The organism is Rhizobium quercicola (assembly GCF_021168455.1).
In the GTDB taxonomy this organism is placed as follows: Bacteria; Pseudomonadota; Alphaproteobacteria; order Rhizobiales; family Rhizobiaceae; genus Ferranicluibacter; species Ferranicluibacter quercicola.
In genome coordinates, this window is sequence record NZ_JAJOZR010000015.1 from 1 (window position 1) to 12,805 (window position 12,805).

At 60.0% G+C, this 12,805-nt stretch carries 12 protein-coding genes and 2 pseudogenes; 8 read left to right on the forward strand and 6 right to left on the reverse strand.

The features are described from left to right. Nucleotides 1-312: 312 nt before the first annotated feature. Nucleotides 313-456: pseudogene (locus tag LRX75_RS23460) on the reverse strand (helix-turn-helix domain-containing protein); the annotation flags it as partial. Between the two features lie 282 nt (nucleotides 457-738). After that, a complete protein-coding gene (locus LRX75_RS19910; RefSeq protein ID WP_231816395.1) occupies nucleotides 739-1,869 on the reverse strand; it encodes an RHE_PE00001 family protein in 1,131 nt (376 codons plus the stop codon). 191 nt (nucleotides 1,870-2,060) lie between these two features. On the opposite strand from LRX75_RS19910, the gene LRX75_RS19915 reads away from it, so the two are divergent. Genes LRX75_RS19915 through LRX75_RS19930 form a run of 4 tightly spaced genes read left to right on the forward strand, consistent with a single transcriptional unit; the run spans nucleotide 2,061 to nucleotide 4,116 of the window. Next, nucleotides 2,061-2,354, forward strand: a complete 294-nt coding sequence (locus LRX75_RS19915; protein WP_231816501.1) for a type II toxin-antitoxin system Phd/YefM family antitoxin — start codon at nucleotides 2,061-2,063, stop codon at nucleotides 2,352-2,354. After that, nucleotides 2,351-2,728: a type II toxin-antitoxin system VapC family toxin gene (locus tag LRX75_RS19920; protein ID WP_231816396.1), complete on the forward strand. Its 378-nt coding sequence runs from the start codon at nucleotides 2,351-2,353 to the stop codon at nucleotides 2,726-2,728. Before LRX75_RS19915 ends, LRX75_RS19920 begins: the two co-directional genes overlap by 4 nt. 12 nt (nucleotides 2,729-2,740) lie before the next feature. Next, nucleotides 2,741-2,989 carry a type II toxin-antitoxin system Phd/YefM family antitoxin gene (locus tag LRX75_RS19925; protein WP_231816397.1) on the forward strand — a complete coding sequence of 83 codons (249 nt, stop codon included), beginning with the start codon at nucleotides 2,741-2,743 and terminating at the stop codon, nucleotides 2,987-2,989. Continuing rightward, nucleotides 2,986-4,116, forward strand: coding sequence for a tyrosine-type recombinase/integrase (locus LRX75_RS19930; protein ID WP_231816398.1), 1,131 nt, complete (start codon nucleotides 2,986-2,988; stop codon nucleotides 4,114-4,116). Before LRX75_RS19925 ends, LRX75_RS19930 begins: the two co-directional genes overlap by 4 nt. 381 nt (nucleotides 4,117-4,497) lie before the next feature. On the opposite strand, the gene LRX75_RS19935 is transcribed toward LRX75_RS19930, so the two are convergent. Beyond that, on the reverse strand, nucleotides 4,498-5,463 hold the full coding sequence (locus LRX75_RS19935) for an NAD-dependent epimerase/dehydratase family protein (RefSeq protein WP_231816399.1): 966 nt from the start codon (nucleotides 5,461-5,463) through the stop codon (nucleotides 4,498-4,500). A gap of 261 nt (nucleotides 5,464-5,724) precedes the next feature. On the opposite strand from LRX75_RS19935, the gene LRX75_RS19940 reads away from it, so the two are divergent. Then, complete coding sequence (locus tag LRX75_RS19940; protein ID WP_231816400.1) at nucleotides 5,725-8,121, forward strand: hypothetical protein; 2,397 nt, start codon at nucleotides 5,725-5,727, stop codon at nucleotides 8,119-8,121. A 195-nt stretch (nucleotides 8,122-8,316) separates the two neighbouring features. Here LRX75_RS19940 and LRX75_RS19945 read toward each other — a convergent pair whose 3' ends face one another. The 3 genes from LRX75_RS19945 to LRX75_RS19955 form a co-directional block, all read right to left on the reverse strand. Further along, nucleotides 8,317-8,733 (reverse strand): hypothetical protein, encoded by a 417-nt coding sequence (locus tag LRX75_RS19945; protein ID WP_231816502.1) that lies wholly within the window; start codon nucleotides 8,731-8,733, stop codon nucleotides 8,317-8,319. Nucleotides 8,734-9,079: 346 nt separating this feature from the next. Next, nucleotides 9,080-9,769 carry an SMC-Scp complex subunit ScpB gene (gene scpB, locus LRX75_RS19950; RefSeq protein ID WP_231816401.1) on the reverse strand — a complete coding sequence of 230 codons (690 nt, stop codon included), beginning with the start codon at nucleotides 9,767-9,769 and terminating at the stop codon, nucleotides 9,080-9,082. 2 nt (nucleotides 9,770-9,771) lie between these two features. After that, nucleotides 9,772-10,725, reverse strand: a complete 954-nt coding sequence (locus LRX75_RS19955) for a DUF1403 family protein (RefSeq protein WP_231816402.1) — start codon at nucleotides 10,723-10,725, stop codon at nucleotides 9,772-9,774. Between the two features lie 221 nt (nucleotides 10,726-10,946). Between LRX75_RS19955 and LRX75_RS19960 the strand changes: the two are divergent. From LRX75_RS19960 to LRX75_RS19970, 3 genes and pseudogenes are all read left to right on the forward strand, one after another. Continuing rightward, a pseudogene (locus tag LRX75_RS19960) lies at nucleotides 10,947-11,983 on the forward strand (tyrosine-type recombinase/integrase). 82 nt (nucleotides 11,984-12,065) lie between these two features. Further along, entirely contained in the window at nucleotides 12,066-12,332 is a 267-nt protein-coding gene (locus tag LRX75_RS19965; RefSeq protein ID WP_231816403.1) for a type II toxin-antitoxin system prevent-host-death family antitoxin, read from the forward strand. Continuing rightward, entirely contained in the window at nucleotides 12,329-12,751 is a 423-nt protein-coding gene (locus LRX75_RS19970) for a type II toxin-antitoxin system VapC family toxin (protein ID WP_231816404.1), read from the forward strand. The genes LRX75_RS19965 and LRX75_RS19970 overlap by 4 nt, the downstream gene beginning before the upstream one ends. The last annotated feature ends 54 nt before the right edge of the window (nucleotides 12,752-12,805 follow it).

The window sequence follows — 12,805 nt, forward strand, 5'->3', positions numbered from 1 at the left end:
GCGAACGCAGGTTCATCATATCGTCGGTCATCGGTGGTGTCCTTCAGGTTGGTTCTAAGCAACCCGACCCTACCGGAAATTACCGATGGCTACGAAATCCAGCTACACCACTCGCTGGGACACGATCTCGGATGGGGGATGTACCGGCCACCGTCCTTCGTCCATTGTTCGGACCCCTTCCAGCGCTTGAGGCCGGACATGACGGCCTGGAAATTAGGCTTGAGACGCTGCCAGACCGCGAGCGCCTTCGGTTTACCTACCTTGTTCGGATAGGCCGCCCAGAAATCTGCAAACTCATCTTCGACCCGCGCCTTATTGGAACTTTCTATGGAGGTGAGTAATGACCGATCGTTCTGACAGGGAGCACAACTTCGCAAGGCGCTCTTGGCTCGGAAACATCGGGCCGCCCATGTTGTTCAGGTGGCTTGCCAACGCCTGCAAGACCAGTTTTGTGGTCGCTTGGAGGTTAGGTGGCCGTCAACACCAACGATACTGAAGCTGTTCTTCCCAATGTCGACACCCAATATGGAAATCCGCATGGCTCGGCTCCTTTCTCTTCAAAAGAAACATCATACTCGATGTTCTCGGAAGGGCGGGCCATCCCATAATCAACACATGCGCCACCGGGTGCATTCTAGTGCCCCGCGCGCCATTCAAGTCATTCTAATGTTGAAGCAATATCAGGCTGTAGTAGATCTCATCCGATACGCGATGCTGTCGTTCCAGAAGTGGTCGAGGCTACATCACGCCCCACGCCCGAAACCTCCCCCTCCCGGTCATCTCGCGAAGCCCGAGCTCCAAAACGATCCGCCGCGCCGCCTGCGGCGTGACGTTGAGCGTCTTCGCCACCATCCCGGCCGACACCAATGGCTTGGCCATTACCAGGTCGACCAGTTCCGGCAGTTTTGAAGACATCCGGCGTCCGTCCAGCTTTCGCTCGAACATCGCTTTCGCCAACGTCAGTCGGTCATGCTCCTTCATGCCGATATCGGCGGCGGCGAGCAGGCCGTGAGCGATCGCGAGCAACCGGGTTTCGCGATCGCGATGCCGCCGCCGATCGACGGAAATGGTTTTCAGTCCGAGGTTGATGGCGGCCAGATGTGCGCCGGTGCTGACGCCGGCCTGGCGCAGGACGGAGGCGGCAAATAGCCGGCCGAGCCAGGGCGCATGCTGCAGGACCGAAAGCTCGTTCCAGGCGTCGAGGGCAACGATCGCCTGCAGCACCGCCGGCAAGTTTTCGGCCTGGCGCAGCACGCCCCGCCATTCCTCCAGCCGCGCGTCCTCGTCCCAATCGAGATCGTAGACCAGCGGATCTTTTTCCGCAGCACGGCTGCCGCCGGGCCTTGTTGCGTTCGCGATTGCGGCTTCCGACCGGGCCAGCACCGCATCGATCGCGGCATAGTCGACACCCGGGGGGTTCTCGATCTCGTCGATATCTTCCCCCTCCCCTTCCGCGGCGATCGCAAGCGCCGGCCGAATAACTCTGGCCGTCGTCGCCTCGTCCCCGCCGCCCGACCCGATCTCCGAGGTTTTCCGCAGCGAGCGGATGCCGTCGGCAGAGAGCGCCCAGCCAGATGGCTGAGAGACTATGCGCCGGCGGGTGCGCAGGACGTCGCGGGCGATTGTCAACTCATGGGTGGGTGTGCGAACATCGCGGGTGGCGTCATGGAGGACGAGGTCTTCCAGGTGGACGAGTTCGCCGTCGATCCACAGAGATGCGCAGGCGTCGGTGAACTGGGAGCGTTCGACAAAACCTTGGCCGACCAGCGAACGGGCGATCCGCTCGTCCAGCCGCGTCAAAGCGGTCCCGGCGTCGAAAGCCGGCCGCATCAGGTCTCTCATGCTGATTGTCGCGAAATCGTAAGTCATTGAAATTATGGTAAATGATTCGTTAAAGGAACTCTAACTAAATCTTAACATTCGCCATATGGTATAATCGCAGGGAGTGGTTCTAACCATCGATAAGTATCCCTTATCGATGTTGATGTGTACAGAAACGTTGTACCACATTTTGCATCCGTGCTATGATGCGCTTCAAATCCATATTGGAGCCGCAAACCGTGCCGAAAACCAGCTATAAAATCAGTGAGGCGCGCAAGAACTTTGCCGAAGTCCTTGAGCGGGCCAATCAGGGCGAAGAGATTATCATCATGCGCGGTAACGATGTTTACGCCCGCATCGGCCCGGCCGATCCTGGTGGCAAGCGGCCTTTCGGACTTTTGCGCCAGCGCGGCCTTCCCGACAATCTATTCGACGAGCAGGATGATGAGCAGGCAGCAATCGATGCCGGCGAAGGGAACGATGACACCGGCATCTGGCAAGGCAAGCCGGCAGATCGGAAGATCGAACCGTGAGGATTCTGCTCGATAGCCATGCCGTCTACTGGTGGACGATCGGCAGTGAACGTCTGTCTTCAAGAGCGCGATCACTGATCGAGGACAAGGCGAACGCTGTCCTGGTCAGCGCCGTTTCCTTCTACGAGCTGGACAACAAGATGCGCCTGAAGAAGCTCGATCTGAAGCCACAGGAGTTGCGCGCGGCGGTGACCGCCAGTGGTCTGCGAACGCTCGCCATCAGCGACATGCATGCCGAGCTGGCGGCCGCCTTCGATTGGGATCATCGTGACCCATGGGATCGGATCCTCGCGGCACAGGCACGGCTTGAACATTGCCTGTTTGTCTCAACGGATGTGATGTTTGATGCGGTGTTGCACGACCGTGTATGGTGAGGTGCGCTCGACGTGAAAATTCTTGTAGAGATTGGCGAGGCTGCCGAGCGGCTGGAGGAATTGATCGAACTGGCAGCGCGTCAGGATGAGATCATGATTTGCCGCGACGGGCGGCCGATAGCCGTTCTGACATCGATCGCGTCGCGCGCAGATGCAATAGACGAATGGACGAACCTGGCTGCCGAAAGCCGCGCAAACTTGCCGCCGGGCACCACCTCGAACCACGACGATCTCTACGACGAACATGGTCTGCCGATATGAGTGCCGTCGATCGCCGCGCCTGCGAGCTTGACACCATCGCCGCAGTGCTTCCGCTTGAGCGGCGCGATGAGCTCGCCGAACTGCTGACCGATCAGGACATCGAGACGCTGCGCCATCTCGTCAACGAAGGCATGGGCGAGAACACGTTGCGCGCGCTCACCTCCGATCTCGCCTATCTCCAGGCCTGGTCGCTGGCCGCAACGGGCGTGTCCCTCCCCTGGCCAGCACCGGAAGCCCTGGCTTTGAAGTTCGTCGCCCATCACCTCTGGCAGCCGCGGCAACGCGAGATCGATCCACATCACGGCATGCCGGCGGATATCGAACAGAGCCTGCGCGAACAGGGCTTCCTCAAGACCGTTGGCCCACACGCCCCCGATACGGTGCGCCGCCGTCTTGCCACCTGGTCGACGCTGACGAAATGGCGCGGTTTGCCCGGTGTCTTTTCTTCCCCTGCCCTGAAATCCGCCATCCGGCTGGCCGTTCGCGCAACGCCGCGACCCCGCAAACCGAAGAGTGCCAAAGCGGTCACCGGCGATATCCTCACCAAGATGCTCGCCACCTGCGACAGCGGCGGCCTGACCGATCTGCGGGACCGGGCGATCCTCATGATCGCCTTTGCCTCTGGCGGTCGTCGGCGCAGCGAGGTCGCCGGACTGCGGGTCGAGCAACTCACCGCCGAGCCCCCCGTTCCCGTCGAGAGCGGCCCTCCCCTGCCCTCGCTTGCCATCCATCTCGGCCGCACGAAGACCTCGGGCGCCGATCACGACGAGGTCGTCTATCTTACCGGTCGGCCGGTCGAGGCGCTCAACGCCTGGCTTGCAGCGAGCCGCATCGAGACGGGAAGCATTTTTCGCAAGATCGATCGCTGGGGCAATCTCTCGCAGCGGGCCCTGGAGCCGGGTGCGATCAATCAGATCGTCAAGTCTCGAGCAGCGCAGGCAGGCCTCGATCCCGAGGCGTTTTCCGCCCATGGGCTGCGGTCCGGCTATCTGACAGAGGCCGCCAATCGCGGTGTCCCGCTACAGGAGGCCATGGAGCAATCACGGCATCGGTCTGTCCAGCAGGCGTCGAGCTATTACAACAATGCAACCCGGCGCAGCGGCCGCGCAGCTCGCCTCATATCTTGAGTTTAGGAAGGCGTATGAGGGCATTACTCGCCCTTGAACGCGGAAACAAATTGCGTTTACCATTCTGATTGAGCCCCAGGCTGGCACCCGCTCCTGGCGAAGCTTGGATTTGCCATAGAACAGCGATACGGCGATTTCCAGCCAGGACCTTTTACGGACGAGAGCCCCGAGATCATTACGATTGCAAGACGACGATGAGCGGACCGCGGATGGCGAAACTGCCGCAACATTCGCCCAGCTAGTCTAGATCATCGAAAGAGCTTTTCAAAATTATCGGCCCATTCCCGCCAACTCCAGTAGATTCCACTGATATTTGAAATTCCAAAACAGCTATCATGAGAACAAAATCGACCCCGCCGCATCACGCTCATCGACATATACTTACCCGATTGGTGCCTCTACCTCATCCTTTGCGATGAGCCACGTGACCGCTTCCTGTACGGCTTGCAGCGATGTGTGCCGGGGGACGAAACCTAGGAGACGCCGCGCCTTTTCCATCGAGCAATTCGGGCTGCGCGCCATATGCTCCCATGTGGCTTTCGCGTCTTCGGCGTTCTGGCCAGCCGCCCATTGTTCAAAGGGAAGGAATTCTAGGTCCGGCTCATGACCGAACCAGCGCGACATGCTCTCCGCATATCCGCGCAGCGTAAGAGCCTTGTCAGAAACCGCGTGGAAGCTCTCACCGATTGCCGTTGCACGAGAGGTAGTGGCCGCCATGAACAAGCGGGCGACATCTTCCGCATGGACATGATGAATAGTCTCCAGGCCGAAGTTCGGCAGGACAAGCGGTTGGCCGCGCGCCAGCATCGAAAAGACCTGCGGATTGAAGTTGCCCTGCGGGTTGAGCGGGGCCCAGCCCGGTCCGACGATGTGGCCGGGATGAAGAATGGTCACGGGAAACCCGTCCTGATGCGCCTTCTTCAACAGGTAGGTCTCGATCTCGGCTTTCTTCACCCCATAGTCGCCGAACGGATATTTTGGTGCGTCTTCAACGGTCGGTACAGCAACAGACGTACCGTGGGTCCAGATCGTGCCTGTGTGAAGGAAATGACCGACATGACCAGACAGCGCTTCAACCAGCATTTCAGCACTGGGTTTCGTAAAGCATATCATGTCGATGACGATATCTGGCTTCAGAGACCGGATATCCTTGCCAAAAGTACCAGCGCGCTCCAGCGCCTCCCGATCCATTTGCAAACGTTCGACCTGACGCCAAGCTGCGTGCGGCTGGTAGGGTTCGGCCAAGCCACGACTGATGGCGACGACCTCATGCCCTGTTTCAACAAGGGCGGGGACGAGGTAGGTCCCGACATGTCCCGTTGCTCCAATCACGATCACACGGGTCATAACGTCACCTGACTTCCTAATTGATGGAGGTTCGTGTTCGGTAACGTGCACCTGTCACTCGGGTTCCGAGCGGTCCGACGTGTGGAGACCTTCAGCTACATGGAGTTATGCAAGGTGCACAACAGGACCGCCGGTCACCCCATTGGATCAAAACTGCCGAGGCTATATCCGAATTTCCTTGTATACGTTCTGTTAACATGATCGCATTAGCAGGCGGCCCCGGCCTCAGGCCGATCGAATTTAACCAACTGTGGATGCCGTATGCGAAAGCACATTGCCTCGCCCCAGACCCTCCAGCGCATGATCACCCAATTCTGCCAGGTGAGGATTGCTCCTGTTGCGAAACCACGCGACTGCCAGAACATTCAGGGGTACATGCTGTCCCTCATCACCAAACACATGCGCCCGCCTATAGACGCCGGGCGCACGGATTGGCGGCAGATCGCTGATGATTGTGATCTCCGGCAAGAGATGTCTCAAGCGCTGAAGCAAGCGATGCAGCCGGGACTGGACGCAATCGAACGGTGGGTGCGCGATGTCGGCGAGGCGGAGCCGGCTCCAGCGCCATCCCGGCGAACTCAACGAACACAACAAGGTACGAGAACACCGATTGCTGACAAAATAGCGAGGGCCCAACACGCGGTCAAAGACGGACCACCGTCCAGGTCGTCAAGGACGCAGCGCAATACGGCATCTGCGGCGGCGCCGTCCCGGTCGAAGCCTGGACCGAATCCGCGACCAATCGACCCCTTCCCCGAGCCACTCTTCAGCCAAGGGCAGGATCCCGCCTCTTTCCAGGAGGCACTCAGTTACCAGATCCGTCGTTTTGGCGAGACCTACTATAGCTTGCATAAGGCCGTCGTTCGTCCAAACGAGACCTTTGACAAAAATACGCTTCTGAGCTGGATCGCCGGTATGAAAACACCGAGGACGCTGGAAAGCCTCGACATCCTCAGCCGTATCGAAGCGCGCTATCGTCTTCCCCAAGGCTACTTCAAAGCCAAGCTGCCGCATGCCGCGCGCGCAGCATCGGGCCATGACGTCGGTAGCGACATCGGTCCAGCGGAACGGCGTCGATTGGCTTGGCATCTTCCAGACGACTTCAACAGTCTGCCCCATTCCAAGCGCGAGGAGATCCTCGACTGGGTCCGCCGCGTCGTTATCACTGGCGCCACCGACTACAGGCGGTATCAGGCAGCCGCGGTGCGCCAGCGATACGCCATACGCTTTCCCGGGATTGCTTATGGCGGGAGCCCATCGACCAGTCATAACCTCTTCGCACCTGTCGACGATACAGATGAAGACGATGTCACGTCGATCGAGGATCTGGACCTCCTGTCCGGCGTGATCGATGCGCCGCCAGCCCTTGCGATGGAAATGGCCGATCTGATTAGCTTCAAGACATCGACGCTGACGGCACTCGGGTTTCAACGTCACGGGGTCTGGGGTGAAGAGACGGCGTCCCAGAAGATCGAGCATCTCGGACTGATGTTCGGGGCCCTTGCCGCTGCCCCCAGCAGTGCCGTGCGTGGGCGTGGCGTGCCGTTGTCGCACCTGACCTTCGGCATGCTGGTCTTCCCCGGTATCTGGGACTGGTATGTACAATGGCGTGAACGCCGCCGCGGCTTTTACACCGCCTGGGAAGTCGACATGCTCAGCGTTGCGCTGTCATTGACCCGCGAGGGAACCGGCTGGCTGCGGCAGCATCCCGAACTCCTGCAGCGCGTTCCTCCCGTGCCCGGGCTGATCTCTCAGGCCGAGATCGATGACGCGCGCAGCGACTGGCATGCTGCCTGCGAGCGTTTCTTCCAGTATGCGCGACATCGCTCGAAAGAGATCCAACGGGTCATGCGTGTCCACCGTGATCCATTCGAGCCGATCATGCCGGTTCTGGAGGCGGCAAGCCCGCTCGCCGAGTATCGCAAGATTACCGAGGAGATCCTTCAGCGGATGCCGGACGAGCGTCGGTATCCGCGGGCCGCAGCCGAAGCCGTGCGTGCTTTCCTGATGTTGCGTCTCGGCCTGCATCTGGGGCTTCGCCAGAAGAACCTGCGCCAGCTCCTGCTCTGCCCGCGCGGTCATTTTCCGCGCTCCGAGCGGCGGCTGCAGGAACTGAAGCGAGGCGAACTGCGCTGGAACGACCGCGAGCGGGGCTGGGAAGTGCTCATCCCGGCCAACGCCTTCAAGAATGCCCACTCGTCGTTCTTCGGATCGAAACCCTTCCGACTGGTTCTGCCCGATCTCATGGGGCTCTACACGCATCTTGACGCCTATGTCGAACGACACCGCAGTGTCCTTCTTGGAAACGCTCGCGATCCCGAAACCTTCTTCGTCAAGACGGTGAAGACCATCAGCAAGGATGCGGCCTACGACCAGACGACTTTCTATGAGGCGTGGCGGCTGACCATCCAACGGTACGGGATCTACAATCCCTACACGGGCCGCGGTGCGATCGAGGGTCTGCTACCGCACGGGCCGCACAATGTCCGCGATGTGCTCGCCACTCACATCCTGAAGCAGACCGGTTCTTACGAGCAGGCAAGCTATGCCATCCAGGATACGCCCGACATGGTCGCCAAGCACTATGGCCGGTTCTTGCCGCAGGACAAGGCGGCCCTCGCGGCAAAGATCCTCAATCAGGTGTGGCAGGCCGCGTGAAGCGCTGGGCACTTCAAGCGAGCGCGAAATTCCCGCGGCTTGTCCTTCAGTGGCAGTGAGCTTGACCGGTCTTCCTGTTCATATGGCAGCACTGCCCGGGCGGAGAATCTTTCCGGCATCCCCCTCCATGAGCCTGCAAAACCGTGCCGTGGCACATCGTAATAACAAAGGCTGCAATAGCTACGGTGCGTGCGATCACCAACCGCCTGCCCTCCGGTCCGCTGCTCGATCCCCGCATCGTCTCCCGCGTGCGTCCCGCTGCCACGAATACTGACAATTGCCCCGGTAGCTCGAGTAGGATGGGGCCCCGCAGTCATTGTTGGCGCAGACCGCCACGGCCGTCCCGATCAATGCGACAGCGACGATTGCCGCGGCAGCCTGGTCCTGCTGCTGGACCATGGCCGGGCAGTCATACGTCTGTATTCCGCGCCGATTGAGCTCGACGGCAATCTGCTGCTGGAATACAGGATTCATTGACTGCAGAAAGGTTCGGCAGAGAGAGGCCTGGCTGACGGCTTTCGGATTTTTGGCGAACTCGGCTTGCGTGATGGTTGTGCAATTCGCTAAGGCGAGCGTCATCGATGCGGCTAACGCGAGCCGCGCATATTTCATGAAATTCAATGTTTTTCCCCCTAGATACGGCGGGGATCATCGCACAACCTTACGAAGAGTCGATAGCGACTTACGAAAAGTCCATCCTTTCGGTCTGACGAACTCGGCTTTTTGAACTTTCTCCTTAAAACTAGGGTTTCAGACAGATTTTTTGTTAGGTGCCGGCATCGCGTGGCAGCGGCCAAGTGGCATGAGCAACGGATCGACCGTTACCACGTTGCCATCCTGAAACTGTCGTAACGCGGGCCGTCGAGCATGACCGCGACCGTCACAAGATATTCGTGTCGTCTCCGGCAAAGAGGCCTGCAGACCTGCCGCAAAAAATGAGACCCGAGGGAGCTTCCGATCACGCATCCTCTGTGCCTGTCTCATCTGCGCCACCGAAGGGCAGTGTGACATCCCCCCCATGCCGTCCCATCAACCCTGCATCCTCGAGCATCTCGACATCGGGCAAGTCCTGCAGCGTCTCCATGCCGAAGGCGGAGAGGAAATGCCGGGTGGTGACATAGGTGTAGGGCGCGCCTGTTGTCGGACTGCGCGGGCCGGAAGCGATCAAACCGGCGCTGCGCAGGCTCGCAATGGTGTCCCGGCTGATCTCCTTGCCGAAGGTTTTTGAAAGTTCGCCGCGGGTGACCGGCTGCAGGGTGGCGATCGCCATCAGGACGGCTGCCTCCTGGCGAGATAGCGTCGCCGCCAGTGACCGCGTCTCAACCGTCGATGCACGAATGGTATCCGCATAGACGCTACGGGTGCGATGCTGCCAGCCGCCAGCCACGGAGACGAGTTCATAGGGCCGCCCGACCAGATCCTCTCGCAGGTCGTCGATCAGCAGCTCGATGGCGCAGTCCTTGCCGACGACGCGTGCCAGCGTTTCGCGCGTGACAGGCTCGGCGGACGCAAAGATCACCGCCTCGACCCGCATCATCCATTCCCGCCACCGCAACGCCGCTGGCAGGTCCTCGAGCTCCCGGTCAAAAACGCGATCACCGTGCCGTTTCCCGGCGCGACGGCGGGCCCCTGTGCTCGAGTCCGCCATCGTCACAGCCCGTAGATCCGAAACGTGCTGCGACCAGAAAGTTCTCGCACGGCACCAGAAGTCTCCAACCGCTCGAACATCCGCCGGCTGGCCCAGCGCGACAAATCCGCGCCGGGAGCGGACGCCAATACCGCATCCTCATCCAGCAATCGCCGGATCACGGCCACCCCGCCTTTCGTGCGCAGTTTTGGCGCCACCGTCACGAGCTGCCGGGCGCGTCGATCGATCTCGCTTGCGCTTTGCAAAGCGGCCCGCGCACCGTCCACCAGTGCCAGACACACCGCGCGTGCAAAAGCTGGCTCGCCTGGCCGTACCCGTCCGCGGCCACCCAGCGTGCGGAACGCCGGTCCGCTGCGCTGCGCCATCAGGAGAAACACCGGCCTCTGCCAGCCGAGCCGCTGCGCAATCAACCCGTCAGCAAGCGCCCAGGCCAGGCGTTCGGCATCCGGGCGAACGGCATGGATGACTGAGACGAGATCGGCCGCGGCAAAGGGCGCGGATCGAGGCGACTGCAGCGCGCCATCGACCAGGTCGACCACGCCGGCCAGATGACCGTCCCAGCGCAGCGAGAGCAGCGTGGCGAGCTCCTGGAGGAACGCGGTGTTCATAGGACCTTTGCGGGCGCCGAGCTTCCTGTAGGCGGAATAGACGTTTCCGGCCGGCCCGAGATCACCGGCGTCCGAGGACAACAGCTTGGCATCCCGCAGCTCGGCTTCCCCCTCGGTGCGCCCCATCAGGCGCACGGCCGCAGCTGCGGATCGAAGGGTCAGACGCGCGCGCCAGCAGCCCGCCCACACTGGCTCGCTGCGAACCAGATCATCCAGCGTTTTCAGGGCGATGCCGGTGGAGAAGGCCGCATCGCTTTCCGTCTCGACAGGCCGCAGTGATACGGACCATGACGGCAGGATGAAGCCGGGGGCAGTGGCAGAGCCGACCGGTATGTTGCGCAAAGTCATGACAGGAGCGTAGCTCGGATGTGCGGATTACGCCATTGAAAACTTATTGATCCGCACACGCTGTCGCCTAGTAAATATGTCCGATAATGTTGCATTATCGGACATTATTGTTCATTACATAGATATGGCCGAAATCATCGCAGAACACCGAAATTCACGTCAAGGACACCTCAGCGCCATCTCTGAGAACGGCGTTTGGGCGTGACGTTTCCGCGTCGGAAGTGTCGGGTGAAAGCCCCCTCCCCTCTCTCGCCGGCGACGACGAGACACCGGCTCATCTCGCCAGCCTCGCCGATCGCGCTCGTGGCTATGTTCAAGCGGCCCATTCCGCCAACACGCGCAAAGCCTACACCGCCGACTGGAAGCATTTTGCCGCTTGGTGCCGGCGGTCCAATTTGTCTCCCCTCCCCCCGCATCCGCAAGCCGTCGGGCTTTACATCACGACCTGCGCTTCCGGCAGTGCCTTTGGCACGGCTACAAGTGGCTCCAAAGCCAACTCCGTCTCAACCATTGAGCGGCGCCTGTCCTTGCTATCCCGGAAATAAGCTTAGCGTCGCCTCACGCTTGATCGCAAGGACAGACATATCGCTTCTGTAAGGGCCGGCATCCACAACAGCCAAGCCAAACAGCCAGTGCAGAAAAAGTCGGTCATAGCCGAGGATATCATTGCCCTGGTCGAGACGCTCGACCAGCGTTCGCTGCGCGGCCTGCGAGACCGTGCCATGCTGCGCATCGGCTTTGCAGGAGGTCATCGCCGCTCCGAGAGCGTTGGCCTTGATCCGAAGGCAGACCAGACCGAAGATGGGCGCGGCTGAATCGAAATCCTTGACAAGAGAATGCTCGTCACCCTGCGCGGCAAAACTGGATAGCGGGAAGTCGAAATTGGCCGCGGTTCTTCAGACTCTACCTGCCCGATCGCGGCAGTCGAGACCTGGGTCAAGTTCGCCAAGCTTGCGTCCCCGTCCCCTTTTCCGTCGGGTCACGGGACGAGGCAAAGCGGTTGTGCCGGAAAGGCTGAATGACAGGGAAGTGGCTCGGGTGGTGAAGAGGGCCGCTATTTCGCGGTGATCTCAGCGAGATCGAGTGTGTGTTTAAGGTCTCAGGTCATTCCCTTCGTGCAGGCCTCGCTTCTCCTGCCGAAGTCGATGAGCGATATTTTCAGAAGCAACTGGGCCACGCGTCCGCAGAGATGACTCAGAGATATCAACGACGGCGCGATCGCTTCCGTGTAAACTTGACCAAGGCATCTAAGCTTTAGTTGCCCTCTCTCCGCCGAGCGATTGCAATAAGATCAGTTGGACATTATAGTCACGATAGTCATTTTTGTTATAGGTGAGACGATGGAAGCATCAACGCACGATGATATGAACTGGACGGTCGCTGGTGCAAAAGCAAAGCTTTCAGAGGTTATGGAGCGCGCGCAATTGGCACCTCAGACTATTAGTCGCAATGGGAAACCGAGCGTGGTAGTTGTTTCTGCAGAAGAATGGCAGAAGAGGACTGCGCGCCGGGGATCACTCGCCGAGTTTCTGTTGGCATCGCCTCTGCGTGGCGCCGATTTGGATATTGAGCGACAACACGACGAGCCGAGCGACTTGTCCCTATGAGACTACTCCTCGACACGAACGTTCTGTCGGAAGTTACAAAACCTCGCCCCGATGAGAGTGTCCTGAATTGGCTCCATGGGTTAGACGAAGACCGCACGTTCATCAGCATAGTAACAATTGCTGAAATTCGCCGCGGTGTCGCTCTGATGGATAGCGGACGGAAACGCGACAACCTGGGCGAGTGGCTCGAGCATGATCTGCCTCAACGCTTCGAAAATCGGATTATTCCAGTGGAAGGGCCTGTCGCTCTGGCTTGGGGTGATCTCATGGCGCTCGCCAAGCGAAGTGGTCGCGGGCTGGCCTCTATGGACGGCTTGATAGCCGCTACAGCCGTCGCTCACCAATTGGTCCTTGCGACGCGCAACACCAAGGATTTCGGAGGCTTCGGAATAGATATCATCGACCCCTGGACGACGTAACCCGAAGCCTTCGGAGCCACCAATATCCATATAGGCAACATCGACGATCTCGCG